This is a genomic window from Stenotrophomonas sp. Ste96 (genome assembly GCF_024519495.1).
In the GTDB taxonomy this organism is placed as follows: domain Bacteria; phylum Pseudomonadota; class Gammaproteobacteria; order Xanthomonadales; family Xanthomonadaceae; genus Stenotrophomonas; species Stenotrophomonas bentonitica_A.
Genome location: NZ_JALJRX010000001.1, coordinates 814,357 through 830,333, shown reverse-complemented (window position 1 = coordinate 830,333; position 15,977 = coordinate 814,357). Strand labels below are relative to the sequence as shown.

Sequence of the window (15,977 nt, the reverse complement as noted above, 5' to 3'; positions counted from 1 at the left end):
GCCTGCAAGGGTGTCGAAGGTCATGGCCGATGGCAAGAGGCCTGATCCGGTCAACTGCGGACGTGGCCCCGCCCGGCAGCGGCCATGGAAAAGCCCCGCCTTGCGGCGGGGCCTGGGGGTGTCATCCCGGGTTCGGCTCAGTTGGTCTTGGTGCCGAAATCGTACTTGGCCTGCACATACACCGCGCGTCCGTACGGGTTGTAGATGCTGCTGTTGTACGGCGAGGCGATGTTGCCGGCGTAGCTGTGGGCCTGGCCGTCGGGCATCTTGTTGAAGACGTTGTTGACCATCAGCGACAGGGTCAGGTTGTCCAGCGCCCGGTAGTTCACACTGAGGTTGTAGGTGGTGTAGGAGCCCCACTTGCCGGCTTTGTAACCGGACGGGTGGACGTAGTCGAAGCTCTCGCCCAGGTAGGACATGTAGTTCGGCGTCTTGCCGATGTAGTTGAAGTACAGCGTGGTGGTCCAGCGGTCCTTGGCCCAGCCCACCGAACCATCGGTACGGACCTTGGCGTAGGCGTCGTAGTACCACATCGCATACGGGTCGCGCAGCAGATCCAGATAGTCGTCGCCCGGCTGCGGCTGCAGCTCGCGCTTGAGGATGTTGGTGTAGTTGCTGGCGAACTGCAGCGAGCCGAAGCGGCCGATGTCCTGCACGTACTTGAAGCTGGCCGTCAGGGCCTGCAGGTTCTGGCGCGCGACGTTGAGCTTGGGCGTGAAGATCTGCTCGATGTTGCCGGCCGCATCGCGGGTGATCCAGTCAGCGACGTTCTCGCAGCTGGCCGAGGTCGGGTTGCCCTGGCCATTGCGGCAGTAGTACTCCGCGCGCAGCAGCTGGTCCGAGCTCAGGGTGTCGACTTCGTTGTCGATCTTCCAGTTGTAGTAGTCGACCGAGACCGAGAGGTTGTTCATCGGCGCCCAGACCACGCCGGCGTTCCAGACATCGGCGGTGATCGGTTCCAGCTCCGTGTTGCCCGCCTGCACGCCGAACACCGACTCGTTGCCGTACGGGCAGGCGAGGGTATCGGCCGGGGCATAGCCGAGCTGGCCGCAACGGTAGTAGTCGACCGCGCCGTTGGCGTAATACCCGCTCTCGCCCTGGAAGGCGTCGGGCAGGGTCGGCGCACGGAACGCGGTGCCGTACTTGCCACGGAACAGCAGGCTTTCGATCGGACGGAACTCCACGCCGACGCTGTAGGTGGCCTTGTCGACGGTGTTGTCTGCGATCTTGTAGGCGTCGTAGCGACCCGAGCCGGTCACGGTGAGCGAGTCGATCAGCGGCAGGCGCAGTTCGGAGGTCACCGCGTAGTTGCTGCGATGGCCATTACCGGCCACCGAGGTGGTGCCCCACACGCTGCCATCCATCAAGCGCTCGTCCGGGCGGTAATCCCAGCCTTCGCTGCCGGCTTCGGCGACCACGGCAAAGCCTGCATCGCCACCGGGCAAGGTGAACAGCGAGCCGTTGGTGAGCTGGAAGCGGCCCAGGTTCTGCCAGGTCTTGCTCTGGTTGTAGGTGTAGCCGGTGAAGGTCTGGAAATCGCCGGCTGGCAGCTGCGAATAGAACGCGCCCCAGTTCGGGCTGTAGATGTTGTAGCCGTCATCGGTGGTACCCAGCACCGGGCCGAGCACGCGGTTCTCGAAGTAGCTGTCGATGTCATCGGCCCAGCGCACGAAGCCGCGCTCGGTCAGCTTGTATTCGCCGCGGCTGAAGCTGGCGCTGTAATCCCAGTTGCCGAACGTGCCACGCCCGCCCAGGGTGACCTGGTAGGCCTTGTTGCGGTCGGTGTTGAGGATGTCCTTGTAGCCGTTCGGCCCGATGTCCTCCGGCGCGAACGCGCGCTGCAGGTTCATGTACTGATCGGTGTCCTGGTCATAGAACGCGCCGAAGCTCAGGTCGCTGCCCCAGAACGTATACCCCGAACCCGGCGTGTACTTGACCTCTTCCAGGCTGTACAGCGCATCGGCGAACAGGGTGAAGTTGTCGTTCACATCGAACGTCATCGAGCTGTAGAACTGGCTGCTCTCCTTGTCGTTCTTCAGCGTGCGGTAGCCGGCGCCGTAGGCCGAGCCGCAGGACTCGCCGGCCGCGCGCGTGCCCAGCACGGTGGTGCCGCCGAACTGACCGGCGACGCTGGCGCAACGGGTCGGGTCCATCATCACGAACGCGTTGTTGTCGGCGGGCAGATAGACCAGAAAATCGTTGGCCGGCACCTGCGCGCTGTAGCCGACGCGGTTGTTGGTGCGGGTCAGGTCGCGCTGGTAGCCCCAGATCGGGTTGCTCTTTTCGTACTGCACGTTGACCAGTGCATTGAAGCGGTCATCGGCGCTGTTGAAGCCCCTGGCGCCGCTGACGCGGATGTTGTTGCCGCCGCCTTCGGTGGTGGCGCCGCCGCGGACATTGAGCACGCCGCCATCCATGCGCTCCTTGAGGATGATATTGACCACGCCGGCGATGGCGTCAGAGCCGTACAGCGAGGACTGGCCGCCGGGCAGGATCTCGATGCGCTCGACGATGTCGATCGGAATGCCGCTGAGGTTGTTGAACGCGTCGCTGCCGTTGTACAGCGCCGGGTACTGCAGCATCGGCCGGCCGTTGATCAGGTATTTGGTGTAGCCCGGGTCCAGGCCGAACATGCCGGCCGCTTCGGCACCCTGGGTGAAGGAGGCGGCGGTCTGGCCGCCCTGCAGGCCGCCGGTGGTCAGCGAAGACTGCTGCAGCACCTCGGAGATACTGGTGAAGCCGCGGGTCTGGATGTCCTCGGCGGTGACGGTCAGCACCGGTGTGTGGTTCTCGATCTCGGTCTGCGGGATCAAGGACCCGGTGACGGTGACGCGGTCGAGATTGGTGGCGGCGTTGTCCTGTGCGAAGACGGTGGCGCTGGTGAGCAGCAGGCCGGTGAGGACGGCGGCGACAAGCGGATGACGCGAGATCGAATTACCTTGGCGAGACATGTGCAACCCCATGTAGTGGTGATGTCGTGGCTTGCCCTTCCGTGGGACCTCTTGATTGCGTGCAACAACGATCCGGTATCAGGCCTGCATGGCCGTCCTTGGGTGTTTCATTCTGCGTTCAGTCGGTACCGGCGTGCCGCGAACGTAACACGCGCTTAACGTGAAATACGCTGAATGGGCTCGGCCTGTCTGCGGCGAAGGCGAGGCGTTGTTGAAATATCTTCAAAAACAATGGGCTGGATGAACATGAAACTTTATTCATATTGCGCCGCGGCCTGGCTGCTGAACAGGGAGGTGATTAACAAGTGGGATTAAACCGGTAATCGCATTCCGAATGTACGATGCCGCATGAAAAAAGCCCCGCCTTTCGGCGGGGCTTTCTGGTGTCAGTGCTGAGTGGCTATCGTGTTACTTCCCGCCAAATTCATACTTGGCCTGCACATACACGGCCCGGCCGTAGATGTTGTAGAAGTAATTGTTGTAAGGCGTACCGGAGGTGCCCGGGTAGTTGCTCGCCTGGTTGTCGGGCATCTTGTTGAACACATTGTTGACCATGACCGAGAAGGTCATGTTCTCCGCTGCCCGGTAGTTCACGCTCAGGTTATAGGTGGTGTACGAACCCCACTTGCCAGCCTTGGCGCCCGAGGGGTGCACGTAGTCGTAGCCGTTGCCGGCGTAAGCCAGGTAGTTCGGGGTCTTGCCGACATAGTTGAAGTACAGCGTGGTGGTCCACTTGTCCAAGGCCCAGGCCAGCGAACCATCGGCGCGCACCTTGGCGTAGGAGTCGTAGATCCACATGTTGTACGGATCGCGCAGCAGGTCCAGGTATTCATCGCCCGGCTGCGGCTGCAGCTCGCGCTTGATCATGTTGGTGTAGTTGGTGGAGAACTGCAGTGCACCGAAACGACCCAGTTCCTGCACGTACTTGGCACTGGCGGTGATGGCCTGCAGGTTCTGGCTGGCCACGTTCATCTTCGGGGTGTAGATCTCGTCCAGAACGCCGGACGCATCACGGGTGATCCACTCGTTGACATTGTCGCAGCTGGCCGAGGTGTTGTTGACCAGGCCGTTGCGGCAGTAGTACTCGGCCAGCAGCAGCTGGTCCGAGCTCAGCGTGTCGACTTCGTTCTTGATCTTCCAGTTGTAGTAATCGACCGAGAAGGACAGGTTGCTCAACGGTGCCCAGACCACGCCGGCATTCCACACATCGGCGGTGATCGGTTCCAGGTCCGGGTTGCCGGCACGCTGGCCGAACACCGAGACGCTGTCATAGGCGCAGCCGGTGGTATCGGTCGGCGCATAGCCGAGCTGGCCGCAGCGGTAGTAGTCGGTGGAGCCGTTGGCGTAGTAGCCGCTCAGGCCCTGGAACGCATCGGACAGGCTGGGCGCGCGGAACGCGGTACCGTACTTGCCGCGGAACAGCAGGCTCTCGATCGGACGGAACTCGACGCCGACACTGTAGGTTGCCTTGTCGACGGTGCTGTCACCGATCTTGAAGGCGTCATAGCGGCCCGAACCGGTGACGGTCAGCGAATCGAGCAGCGGCAGGCGCAGCTCGGAGGTCAGCGAGTAGTTGCTGCGATGGCCTGCACCGGCGACCGCGGTGGTGCCCCATACGCTGCCGTCCATCAGGCGCTCGTCGGGGGTGTAATCCCAGCCTTCGCTGCCGGCTTCGGCAACGACGGCGAAACCGGCATCACCGCCGGGCAGCGAGAACAGCGTGCCGTTGGTGAGCTGGAAACGGCCCAGGTTCTGCCACGTGCGGCTCTGGCTCTCCGTGTAACCGGTGAAGGTGGCGAAGTCGCCGGCCGGGATCGGCGCATAGAAGGCGTCCCAGTTCGGCGCGAACACTGCGTAGCCGCTGCGGGTGCCCAACTGCGGGCCCAGTACGTGCTCTTCGAAGTAGTTGTTGATCGGATCGGCCCAGCGCACGAAATTGCGCTCGGTCAGCTTGTACTCGCCGCGGGTGAAGCTGGCGCTGTAATCCCAGTTGCCCAGCGTGCCGCGGCCACCCAGGGTCACCTGGTAAGCCTTGTTGCGGTCGGTGTTGAGGATGTCCTTGTAGCCGTTGGCGCTGATGTCTTCCGGGGCGAACGCGCGCTGCAGGTTCATCCACTGGCCGCTGGTCTGGTCCCAGAAGCGACCGTAACCGGAGGCCGTGCCCCACCAGGTGTAGTTGGAGCCGGTGGCGTACTTCACGTCCTCATAGCTGTACAGCACGTCGCCGAACAGCTGCAGGCTGTCACTGGCATCGAAGGTGAACGAGCTGTAGACCTGCGCGCTGTCCTTGCCGTTCTTGACGGTCTTGTAGCCCGGGCTGTAGATCGAGCCGCAGGACTGGCCGGCCGCACGCGTGCCGAGCACGGTGGTACCACCGAACTGGCCGGCGACGTTGGCGCACAGGTTCGGATCCATCATCAGGTAGGCGTTGCCGGCCGCCGGATTGACGACCAGGAAGTCATTGGTCGGCACCTGGGCGGTGTAGCCCTTGCCATTGGTCGTCTTGGTGACGTCGCGCTGGTAGCCCCAGATCGGATTGCTCGACTCGAACTGGGCATTGACCAGCACGTTGAGGCGATCGTCGGCGCTGTTGAAGCCGGTCGCGCCGCTGACGCGGAAGGTGCTGCCGCCGCCTTCGGTGTAGGTGCCGCCGCGCACGTTGAGTACGCTGCCGTCCATCCGCTCTTTCAGGATGATGTTGACCACGCCGGCGATCGCATCCGAGCCGTACAGGGAGGACTGGCCACCGGGCAGGATCTCGATGCGCTCGACGATGTCGATCGGGATGCCGCTGATGTTGTTGAACGTATCGCCGCCGTTGTACAGGGCGGGGTAGGACAGCATGGGCCGGCCGTTGATCAGGTACTTGGTGTAGCTCGGGCTCAGGCCGAACATGCCGGCCGCTTCAGCGCCCTGGGTGAACGAGGCGGAGGTCTGGCCGCCCTGCAGGCCGCCGGTGGTCAGCGAGGACTGCTGCAGCACATCGGCCACGCTGGTGAAGCCGCGGGTCTGGATGTCTTCGGCGGTGATGGTCACCACCGGGGTATGGGTTTCAATCTCGGTCTGCGGGATCAGCGAACCGGTGACGGTGACCTTGTCCAGGTTGGTGGTACCGGTGTCCTGGGCAAAGGCGGTGACGGCGCTGGTCAGCAGCATGCCGGTCAGTACGGCGGCGGTCAGCGGGTGGCGAGACAGAGTGGAGCTGTGGCGAGACATGGGCATCCCCGAGTGCGGTGTCGACGTGGGTAGGGCCGTCCATGGAAGCGATTACATCTGCGTGTGAAGCTTTCCGTGCTTCGTCATCGAACGTAACACGGGCTTAACGATGCTTACACGGCTCAGTCACATAGCCATTGGCCATAAGGCTGGAGGTTCGATAAAAAGTGTTTGAAAATCAGTCATGTATGAAAATGTAACAATTTGTAACAACGGAGTGCATGACGCAATGCTGAATGGTGGCGGTTGAAAACGATTACTGTTTCCAAGGTCGTCGTTTCGGTTTCGCTTCCTCTTTCGCGCCGGTGGCGGCGCGGGTGATGTGGCAGCCCCACAAACGCGAAACGCCCCTTTCGGGGCGCTCCGGATGGCGAACCGGCAGGGCAGGGCCCTGCACGGTCGCCGGTGTGGCCTGCGGCGGTTACTTGCCGAAGTCGTACTTGGCCTGGACGTACACGGCACGGCCGTACGCGTTGTACAGGCCGGTGTTGTACGGCGCACCCGAGGTGCCCAGGTAGCTGTAAGCCTGGCCGTCGGGCATCTTGTTGAACACGTTGTTGACCATCACCGACAGCGTCAGGTCCTCCTGGGCGCGATAGTTCACGCTCAGGTTGTACGTGGTGTACGAGCCCCACTTGCCTGCCGCCTTGCCCGATGCCGGGTGGACATAGTCATAGCCGTTGATGCCGGCCAGGTAGTTCGGGGTCTTGCCGATGTAGTTCGCGTACAGCGTGGTGGTGAACTTGTCGACCGACCAGCCCACGGAGGCATCGCTGCGGACCTTGGCGAAGTTGTCGTAGTTCCACATCGCGATCGGGTTGCCCAGCAGATCCTGGAACTCCTCACCCGGCTGCGACTGCACTTCACGCTTGAGCATGTTGGTGTAGTTGGCCGAGAACTGCAGCGAGCCGAAGCGGCCGATGTCCTGCAGATACTTGAAGCCGACCGTCACGGCCTGCAGGTTCTGGCGAGCCACGTTCATCTTCGGGGTGTACAGGCTGCTCAGGTTGCCGGCGGCGTCGCGCACGACCCAGTCGGCCACGTTCTGGCAGCTGGCCGAAGAGCCGTTGGGCAGGCCGTTGCGGCAGTAGTACTCGGCCAGCAGAAGCTGGTCGGTGCTGGCCGTATCGACTTCGTTCTCGATCTTCCAGTTGTAGTAGTCGGCCGAGATGGAGAGGTTCGCCATCGGTGCCCAGACCACGCCTGCATTCCAGACATCGGCCGTGATCGGCTCCAGGTCCGGGTTGCCGGCGCGCTCGGAGTACACCGAGACGTTGTCGTGGTAACGGCAGTCGGCGGTGTTGCCCGGTGCATAGCCCAGGGTGCCGCAACGGTAGTAGTCGGTCGAGTTCGCGGCGTAGTACCCGCTCTTGCCCTGGAAGGCATCGGACAGGGTCGGTGCGCGGAACGCAGTGCCGTACTTGCCGCGGAACAGCAGGCTGTCGATCGGACGGTATTCCAGGCCCAGGCTGTAGGTGGCCTTGTCGACGGTGTTGTCGGCGATCTTGAACGCGTCATAGCGACCCGAAGCGGTCACCGTGACCTGCTCCAGCACCGGCATGCGCAGTTCGGAGGTCACCGCATAATTGCTGCGGTGGCCATTGCCGGCCACGGCCGAGGAGCCCCACACCTGGCCGTCCAGCAGGCGCTGGTCGGGGGAGTAGTCCCAGCCTTCGCTGCCACCTTCAACCACCACGGCGAAGCCGGCATCGCCGCCCGGCAGCGAGAACAGCGAGCCGTTGGTGATCTGCACGCGGCCCAGGTTCTGCCAGGTACGGCTGCGGTTGGTCGCGTAGCCGGTGAAGCTGGCGAAATCTTCCGGCGAGATCGGCGAGTAGAACGCGTCGTAGTTCGGGTTGTAGATGCCCCAGCCGTCGGCCGTGGTGCCCAGCTGCGGGCCCAGCACGTGCTCGGCGAAGTAGTTGTTGATCGGGTCCTTCCAACGCATGAACTTGTTTTCGGTGAGCTTGTACTCACCGCGGGTGAAGCTGGCGCTGTAGTCCCAGTTGCCGGCCATGCCCTTCGCGCCCAGGGTCACCTGGTAGGAGCGGCTCTCGTCACTGTTGAGGACGTCGTTGTAGCCCTGGCCACCGATGTCTTCCGGGGCGAACGCGCGCTGCAGGTTCACCACCTTGCCCGAGGACTGGTCGTAGAAGCCGCCCATGCCGCTCTTGGTGCCCCACCACAGGTAGCTCGAACCGGAGGTGTACTCGGTCTTTTCCTTGCTGTACAGCACGTCGGCGAACAGCTGCAGGTTGTCGTTGACGTCGAAGGTCATCGCCGAATAGAACTGGCCGCTGTCCTTGCCGTTCTTGAGCGTCTTGTAGCCGGCGCCGAAGTAGGTGCCGCACGACTGGCCGGTGGGGCGGGTGCCCAGCACGGTGGTGCCACCGAACTGGCTGGCCACGTTGGCGCAGTTGTTCGGGTCCATCATGTACAGGCGGTTGGTGTCGGCGTCGATGACGGCGAAATCGTTGCTCGGCAGCTGCGCGGTGTAGCCGTTGGCATTGGTGGTGCGGGTCAGGTCGCGCTGGTAGCCCCAGATGGGGTTGCTCGACTCGATCTGCACGTTGACCAGTGCGTTGAAGCGGTCATCGAACGCGCTGAAACCGTGCGCGCCGCTGAAGCGAACGCTGTTGCCGCCACCTTCGGTGTAGGTGCCGCCGCGCACGGAGATGCTGCCACCGTCCATGCGTTCCTTGAGGATGATGTTGACCACGCCGGCGATGGCGTCCGAACCGTACAGCGACGACTGGCCGCCCGGCAGGACTTCAATGCGCTCGACGATGTCGATCGGAATGCCGCTGATGTTGTTGAACGTGTCGCCGCCGTTGTACAGCGCGGGATACGACATCATCGGACGGCCGTTGATCAGGTACTTGGTGTAACCCGGGTTCAGGCCGAACATGCCCGAGGCTTCCGCGCCCTGGGTGAAGGACGCCGAGGTCTGGCCGCCCTGGAGGCCGCCGGTGGTCAGCGAGGACTGCTGGAGGACTTCGGCCACGCTGGTGAAGCCGCGGGTCTGGATGTCCTGCGCGGTGATGGACATCACCGGCGTCTGGGTTTCGATATCGGTCTGCGGAATCAGCGAGCCGGTGACGGTGACTTTGTCCAGCGTCGTGGCTTTATCCTGTGCCATGGCCGGAGCGGCTGCGGTGGCGATCAGGGCGGAGAACAGTGCAGCGGCGAGCGTGTTGCGACGTGCGGTGGTGCTGTAATTCATTGATAGTCCATAGAACAAAACAGAAAGCACTGACGCCAATGATTCCCTCCCGGAACGCGCGGAAAACGCTCAACGTAGTGCGTTTCGACCGTAACATGAACTTAACGAAAATTGCATGCTTTCGTAGCAATCGGGATTTTCAGTCAGGTGCAGTCAAGGTTGTATAGTGTTGCGTCCAATTGTTGTGTTCCCGGAGTGCCCGCAGTGAGTGCCAGCCAAGTGCGTCGTCCCCACGCCAGCCAAGTGCAGAAGGGGTTGTCGCCGCATCCGCGCGTGCGCAACGTGATCGCAGTGGGGTCGGGCAAGGGCGGGGTCGGCAAGTCCACCACCGCGGTCAACCTGGCTGTCGCACTTGCCGCGCTCGGCGCGCGCGTGGGCCTGCTGGATGCCGATATCTACGGCCCCAGCGTGCCCGCCATGCTCGGTCTGAGTGGCCGTCCGGAAAGCCCGGACAACAAGTCGATCGAGCCGATGCGCGCGTTCGGGGTGGAGACCATGTCGATCGGTTACCTGATCGAGGACGAGACGCCGATGATCTGGCGCGGGCCGATGGCCACCTCGGCGATGACGCAGTTCTTCAATGACACGCTGTGGGACGACCTGGATTACCTGCTGATCGATCTGCCGCCGGGCACCGGCGACATCCAGCTCACCCTGACCCAGAAGATTCCGCTGGCCGGTGCGGTGATCGTCACCACGCCGCAGGACATCGCCACGCTGGACGCGAAAAAGGCGCTGAAGATGTTCGAGAAGGTGGAGGTGCCGGTGCTGGGCATCGTCGAGAACATGGCCGTGCATACCTGCAGCAACTGCGGCCAGGTCGAGCATCTGTTCGGCGAGGGCGGTGGCGAGCGCATGGCCGCCCAGTACGGGGTGCCGCTGCTGGGGTCGCTGCCGCTGGAGATCGGCATCCGTGAACAGGGCGATGCCGGTACGCCGATCACTGCTGCCGCGCCGGCGTCTTCTGCGGCCCAGGCCTACCTGCGCGCGGCCGAGCGGTTGATCGAGGAAGTGGCCAAGCGGCCGCGGGCAGCCATCCCGATCCTGTCCTCGTTGCTGTAAGGCTTTTGTTCCCTGCAGAAAAAACCGCCGGCATGAGGCCGGCGGTCAAGAGAGAAAGCAACGCGGGTTTTCGGCTTACCAGTCGTACTGCACCTGGAACCGGACATAGCGCGGATCGTTGAAGTACTTCGGCGTGTTGTAGTTGTAGAAGGTCCGGATGGTCGGTGCCGAGCTCGGGCGGCCGTACTTGGTTTCGTACACCTGGACCGGCTTGATGTTGTTGAAGGCGTTGATCACCGAGACCTGCATGCTCAGCCCTTCCAGCCAGTTCGGCGTGTAGGTGATGTTCGGGCTGACCGTGAACTGCCACGGCGTGCGGCCAGCGCTGCCCACCTTGGAGATCTCGTCGGTACCCTGTTCGCAGGTGTGGAACACGCCGGTATAACCGTACTCGGTGTCGAAGCTGCCCCAGCCGCCGCCGAGGCAGCTTTTCGGTGCGCCGGACTGGGCCAGCACGTTGACGCCGACCGACCACTCGTCGGTGAACTTGAAGCCGCCGAAGAGCTTGAAGCTGTGGCGGTGGTCGTTGAACAGGTAGCCATCAGCGCCGTACATGATCTCGGCAAAGTCGAAGTCCGAGGTCGTGCCGGTGTCATCCTGGCCGTTGGTGCTCTTGACCAGACCTTCGTAGTTGCCCTCCAGCTTGGACCAGGTGTAGGAGAGGCTGGCGTACCAGCGCTCGGTCTGCTTGTCCGCGCTGAGGGTGACGGCCTTGTAGGTGCGCTTGGCCTTCGGCCCCAGTGTGTCGCCCGGCACGTTGATCTCTTCCACCGTGCCATCGCCGTCGACATCCAGGGTGACGTTCAGGTCGCTGCCGGGGTTGTAGATCCAGCAGCCGGGCAGGCCTTCCGGCACGGTCCACGGGTCGGACCAGTTGGACAGGTCATAGCCGGCGGCAACCGCTGCGTTGTAGAGCGAACGCGAATCGCAGGTGTCATCGATCGCATTGTTGATACGACGGTAGGTGGCCTTGATGCCCACGGTCCAGTCATTGAAGAAATCGATCGACGAATTGATCTGCTGCTGGTAGCCCAGGATGACTTCGTCCTGGGTGTACGGCTTCAGGCCCCGCGACGCGACTGCGCGCGGATCAGGCGTAGCACCGCTTTCGCCGTTGATCACTGCGTCATACGCACCGTCCTCGAAGCTGCCGGTGACGATCGGCGAGCCGTTCGGATTGATGCCGCTGTAGGTGAAATACTCGTCCAGATAGTACGAGGCACTGGCTGCGCGCAGCGCGACGTTGGCGGCGATCGGCAGCGAGTACCGGCCAACCGAGGCGAACAGCTTGCTGCGACCGTCGCCCAGGATATCCCAGGAGAAGCCTGCACGCGGCTGCCAGATGTCATCCTGCTTGACGAAGGAGATGCCGTCCGAGTTCTTGTTGTCGAACGAGTCATTGCGGATGCCCGCATACAGCATGAAGTTCGGGGTGATCTGCCAGTTGTCCTGCAGGTACCACGACTGCTGCTTGATCTCGATGGAGCCGCCGTTGCGGAAGTTCACCCGCTCGGCGTAGTCGTCTTCCAGGTACCACAAGGCCCCGCCGGAGTAGGACGTGCCCTGCACGGAGGTCCATTTCTCGTCGCTGTAGCCGAAGCCAATCTTGTGGTCGCCCAGCTGCCAGTCGAGATCCAGGCGGGTGCCTTTGCGCTCGTTGCGGCCGCCGAAGATGCCGACGGTGCTGGCCACGGCGCAGCCAATCTGCCGGCCGGTTCCGCCGGTCTCGGACCGGTAGTCCAGAACGTAGGGGCAGCTGCCCTGCGGGCTGTTGATGTCGCCGTCGTAGGTGCTCATCACACCGTCGGGGCTGATCGTGTGCTCCGAGCTGCGGTTGCGCATCTGGCCGTACTGCAGCGATGCAGTCAGGTTGTCGGTCAGGTAGCTGGTCCACTTGAAGACGTCGGTCTGGCCGCCGGACTTGCCGATCAGCGCGCCGAGGGCGCTGGTCTTGGCCGGTTCGCCACCACTGCTGGGATCATCATAGGCAGCGTTGTAGTAGTCGTAATTGTAGCGGCGGCTGTTGTCGAAACCGGTGTACTCGAGGTGGTTGCTGTCGTTGAGGTACCAGTCCAGCTTCAACAGCCAGTACGGGGTCTTGGACTCATAGTCGTAGGCCGACGTGGACAATGCGGTAGCGGAGGGCGGACGGCCATTGGTGGTGTACTGCGAGCCGCGGTTGCCGTAATTGCCGGTCTTGGAGTTGCTGAACTGGCCCATCGCAAACACGAACAGCTTGTCTTCGATCAGCGGGCCGCCGGCCCAGACGCTGTAGACGTTGGAGCTGCTGCTGTTGCGATCATAGGAACGGAAGAGCGAGCCATCGTCGTAGTACGTATCGGGCGCGCTCTCGCGCAGCGAATCCGGGGCGCCGGTCCAGCTGAAGCCACCCTTCCATTCGTTGGTGCCGCGCTTGACGTTGACGCTGGTCACGCCGCCGGTGGAGAAGCCGTACTGCGCGCCGTAACCGCCGGTCTGCACGTCCAGCTGGTCGATGGCCTGGTAGGGGATCTCGGAGAACGACAGGCTGTCGTACAGATTGGTGACGTTGAAGCCGTTGACGTAGTAGCTGTTCTCTGCGGCCGAGGCGCCGCCGAACGATGCCGGGCCGAAATATCCACTTGATGCAACGGTCCCGGGGGTGAGCAGCGAAACGCTCGTGATATCGCGTGCCACGGGGAGGGAATTGAGCTGGTCGGCGGTAAAGGTGGTGCGCGATTCCACGCTACCGAGATCGATGGCATTGGCCGCGCTGAGCGCGCGCACATTGACCGTGTCGAGGGAGGTGGCGCCGCTGGATGCCGAGGCGAAGCTGGCAGTGGTCGACTGGCCGGCGACGACATTGACGCGCGTGGTGTTCACCGCACTGCCGCCACTGAAGGTGGTGACCTCATAAGTGCCGATGGGCAACTGCGAGAAGCTGAAGCGGCCGTCGGTTCCGACGGTGACTTCGCGGGTGGCACCGGAGGCCAGGCTCCTGACCTGAACCTTCTCCGCCGTAGCGCTGCCGTTGATGTTGCCGGAGGTGCTTTGTGCGAAAGAGGTGCCGATGCATGCGCTCAACATCAAGGCGAGTGCGGTACGGGCGAACTTGCGTCCATGGATGGTGTGTTTCATCAGATTCCTTTGCGTGATGCTTTACGGTGACTGAATATCCCTACCTGAATCGAGCGTTCAGGCTTAATGAAACCATAATGAACAGTTCTTCGCGGCGCAACCATTCTGTAAAAATGAGATAATTAGAGGTTATATGTCTCACTTTAGAGCGAGAGTAGTTGGGCTGATTCGCGCCTTTCCCGGTCACGCTGAAGCGCGTAGGCGAGCATCACAGGTCGCTGTAGAATCGCTGGCCCGGGCGTCTGTCCAATTGTCCCCAGCCAGGATCGAACATGAGCATCAAGAGTGACCGCTGGATCCGTCAGATGGCCGAGCAGCACGGCATGATCGAGCCGTTCGAAGCTGGCCAGGTCAAGCAGGCCAACGGCCAGCGCATCGTCAGCTACGGCACCTCCAGCTACGGCTACGACGTCCGTTGCTCGCGCGAGTTCAAGGTGTTCACCAACATCAACTCCACCATCGTGGACCCGAAGCACTTCGACCCGGGCAGCTTCGTGGACATCGTGGGTGATGAGTGCATCATCCCGCCCAACAGCTTCGCGCTGGCGCGCACCGTGGAGTACTTCCGCATCCCGCGCGACACGCTCGTGGTGTGCCTGGGCAAAAGCACCTACGCGCGCTGCGGCATCATCGTCAACGTGACCCCGCTGGAGCCGGAGTGGGAAGGGCATGTGACCCTGGAATTCAGCAACACCACGCCGCTGCCGGCGCGCATCTATGCCAACGAAGGCGTGGCCCAGATGCTGTTCTTCCAGGCCGACAAGGACGATATCTGCGAGACGTCCTACAAGGACCGCGGTGGCAAGTACCAGGGCCAGACCGGCGTCACGCTGCCGCGGACCTGATGATCACGCCGGTGGCGCGGCGCACCTGATCGATCCCCGGGCGTGCTGCCGCGTCCGCGCCTGGTAGAGCCGACCGTTGGTCGGCTGCTTCTGCGGTTACCGTCACCCATCAAGGGGCGACCACAAAAAAAGCGCGGAGTACTCCGCGCTTTTTTTGTGGCTTGGTCCGACGTGCGGCGTGGTGACCCAAAGCAGCGGGCCGAAAAGCAGCGGACCAACGGTCCGCTCTACTTGCCTCGGCCGAACAGCAGGCCGATGCCAACCGCCACCAGCACGACCGGCCACCAGGTGAGGATCAGCTTTCCCATGTTCATGTTGGTCCAGCCCAGATTGCTGGCCAGCAGGAACAGGCCGACAAGGATCAGGACGATGGCGGCGACAAGGTTGGAACGCATCAGGGGCAGGGTCCGCTAGGGCTGGGGCGAATATCCTAGCCGTTCCTTCCAGAGTGCGACACGCTCGGCCAGCACCTCCGGGTCAAAACGGTGTGCCTGCCCCTGGCCCCAGACCGGGCCCGGCCATGCCGGATCGCCGACGTGGCGCCCGATCACATGGAAATGCAGCTGGCGCACGATGTTGCCCAGCGAGCCGATGTTGATCTTCTCGACCCCATCGGTGCCCTTGAGCGCCTTGCACGCCCGGTTCAACTCGGTCCGCAGCTTGTCCTGCTGCTCGCCATCCAGGTCGATCCATTCGGTCACGCCACTCAGGCGTGGGACCAGGATCAGCCAGGGATACCTTTCATCGTTCATCAATCGCACTTGCGATAACGGCCCTTCTGCTACCAGTACGCTGTCGGTGGCCAGGCGTGAATCCAGTTCGAACTCGCTCATCCAAGATGCTCCGCAAAGAAGTCCAGGGTGCGTTCCAGCGCCAGGTGGGCGCTGTCTGGATCATACGCATGTCCGACGCTGCGGTTGAAGGCATGATCGGCCGGGTAGACGAACGTGGCCATCTGCGGCAGCTTCTCGCGGTGGGCCTTGATCGCTTCAGGCGGGATGCTCTTGTCCTGGGCGCCGAAGTGGAACATGACCGGCGCCTTGGGCGTTTCGTCCAGGTACTTCACATTGCGGGCGCCGTAATAGCTGACCGAGGGCAGGCCCAGGCGCAGCGCGGAGAGCAGGGCGATGCTGCCGCCCCAGCAGTAGCCCACCGTGCCGACCTTGCCAGCCGGTGCCAGCCGCGACGCGGCGGCCCGGACGATCTCCAGCGCTTTTTCCACTCCGAGTTCGTCCACCATCTGCAGGCCGGCGGCCACGCCTTCACTGTCATAAGGCAGTTCCGGCGGTTCGGTCCCGTCCGGGGCCGAATCGGCCAGGTCGAAGAACGAGGGGGCCAGCACCGCATAGCCCTTGGCGGCATAGTCGTCGGCCACCGCGCGGATGTGCGGGTTGGCGCCGAAAATCTCCTGGATCACCACCAGGCCCCCGCGCGGTTTGCCTGCCGGCGTTGCCTGCCAGGCGCGGACCGGTCCGTAATGCGTATCGAGCGTGATCCACTCACCCATGGTGCGAGACTCCGTTGGTTCAGGCATTCATTATCGGCCCCGCGCGGGTTAGCGTG

At 63.0% G+C, this 15,977-nt stretch carries 9 protein-coding genes; 2 read left to right on the top strand and 7 right to left on the bottom strand.

All coding sequences use genetic code 11. The features are described from left to right. Positions 1 to 137: 137 nt before the first annotated feature. The 3 genes from OC373_RS03900 to OC373_RS03890 form a co-directional block, all read right to left on the bottom strand. On the bottom strand, positions 138 to 2,951 hold the full coding sequence (locus tag OC373_RS03900) for a TonB-dependent receptor (protein ID WP_070427439.1): 2,814 nt from the start codon (positions 2,949 to 2,951) through the stop codon (positions 138 to 140). Positions 2,952 to 3,359: 408 nt separating this feature from the next. Then, positions 3,360 to 6,167 (bottom strand): TonB-dependent receptor, encoded by a 2,808-nt coding sequence (locus tag OC373_RS03895; protein ID WP_026069695.1) that lies wholly within the window; start codon positions 6,165 to 6,167, stop codon positions 3,360 to 3,362. A 421-nt stretch (positions 6,168 to 6,588) separates the two neighbouring features. Next, positions 6,589 to 9,390 carry a TonB-dependent receptor gene (locus OC373_RS03890; RefSeq protein ID WP_261997115.1) on the bottom strand — a complete coding sequence of 934 codons (2,802 nt, stop codon included), beginning with the start codon at positions 9,388 to 9,390 and terminating at the stop codon, positions 6,589 to 6,591. A gap of 219 nt (positions 9,391 to 9,609) precedes the next feature. On the opposite strand from OC373_RS03890, the gene apbC reads away from it, so the two are divergent. Beyond that, positions 9,610 to 10,452: an iron-sulfur cluster carrier protein ApbC gene (apbC, locus tag OC373_RS03885; protein ID WP_102788256.1), complete on the top strand. Its 843-nt coding sequence runs from the start codon at positions 9,610 to 9,612 to the stop codon at positions 10,450 to 10,452. A 75-nt stretch (positions 10,453 to 10,527) separates the two neighbouring features. On the opposite strand, the gene OC373_RS03880 is transcribed toward apbC, so the two are convergent. Further along, on the bottom strand, positions 10,528 to 13,569 hold the full coding sequence (locus OC373_RS03880; RefSeq protein ID WP_261997114.1) for a TonB-dependent receptor: 3,042 nt from the start codon (positions 13,567 to 13,569) through the stop codon (positions 10,528 to 10,530). A 272-nt stretch (positions 13,570 to 13,841) separates the two neighbouring features. Between OC373_RS03880 and dcd the strand changes: the two genes are divergently transcribed. Continuing rightward, positions 13,842 to 14,414, top strand: a complete 573-nt coding sequence (gene dcd / locus OC373_RS03875) for a dCTP deaminase (RefSeq protein WP_019182646.1) — start codon at positions 13,842 to 13,844, stop codon at positions 14,412 to 14,414. A 227-nt stretch (positions 14,415 to 14,641) separates the two neighbouring features. Here dcd and OC373_RS03870 read toward each other — a convergent pair whose 3' ends face one another. From OC373_RS03870 to OC373_RS03860, 3 genes are read right to left on the bottom strand one after another with little or no spacing between them, the layout of a single operon-like run. Further along, positions 14,642 to 14,809 (bottom strand): DUF5668 domain-containing protein, encoded by a 168-nt coding sequence (locus tag OC373_RS03870; RefSeq protein WP_019182647.1) that lies wholly within the window; start codon positions 14,807 to 14,809, stop codon positions 14,642 to 14,644. Between the two features lie 15 nt (positions 14,810 to 14,824). Then, complete coding sequence (locus tag OC373_RS03865; protein ID WP_019182648.1) at positions 14,825 to 15,247, bottom strand: HIT family protein; 423 nt, start codon at positions 15,245 to 15,247, stop codon at positions 14,825 to 14,827. Then, complete coding sequence (locus OC373_RS03860) at positions 15,244 to 15,921, bottom strand: dienelactone hydrolase family protein (RefSeq protein WP_070425606.1); 678 nt, start codon at positions 15,919 to 15,921, stop codon at positions 15,244 to 15,246. Before OC373_RS03860 ends, OC373_RS03865 begins: the two co-directional genes overlap by 4 nt. Between the last annotated feature and the right edge of the window lie 56 nt (positions 15,922 to 15,977).

What these genes read in the sequence shown, in the direction of transcription:
- OC373_RS03870 (WP_019182647.1), bottom strand. Translation starts at nt 14,809, where the DNA reads ATGCGTTCCAACCTTGTCGCCGCCATCGTCCTGATCCTTGTCGGCCTG.
- dcd (WP_019182646.1), top strand. Translation starts at nt 13,842, where the DNA reads ATGAGCATCAAGAGTGACCGCTGGATCCGTCAGATGGCCGAGCAGCAC.
- OC373_RS03860 (WP_070425606.1), bottom strand. Translation starts at nt 15,921, where the DNA reads ATGGGTGAGTGGATCACGCTCGATACGCATTACGGACCGGTCCGCGCC.
- OC373_RS03865 (WP_019182648.1), bottom strand. Translation starts at nt 15,247, where the DNA reads ATGAGCGAGTTCGAACTGGATTCACGCCTGGCCACCGACAGCGTACTG.
- OC373_RS03895 (WP_026069695.1), bottom strand. Translation starts at nt 6,167, where the DNA reads ATGTCTCGCCACAGCTCCACTCTGTCTCGCCACCCGCTGACCGCCGCC.
- OC373_RS03880 (WP_261997114.1), bottom strand. Translation starts at nt 13,569, where the DNA reads ATGAAACACACCATCCATGGACGCAAGTTCGCCCGTACCGCACTCGCC.
- OC373_RS03900 (WP_070427439.1), bottom strand. Translation starts at nt 2,951, where the DNA reads ATGTCTCGCCAAGGTAATTCGATCTCGCGTCATCCGCTTGTCGCCGCC.
- OC373_RS03890 (WP_261997115.1), bottom strand. Translation starts at nt 9,390, where the DNA reads ATGAATTACAGCACCACCGCACGTCGCAACACGCTCGCCGCTGCACTG.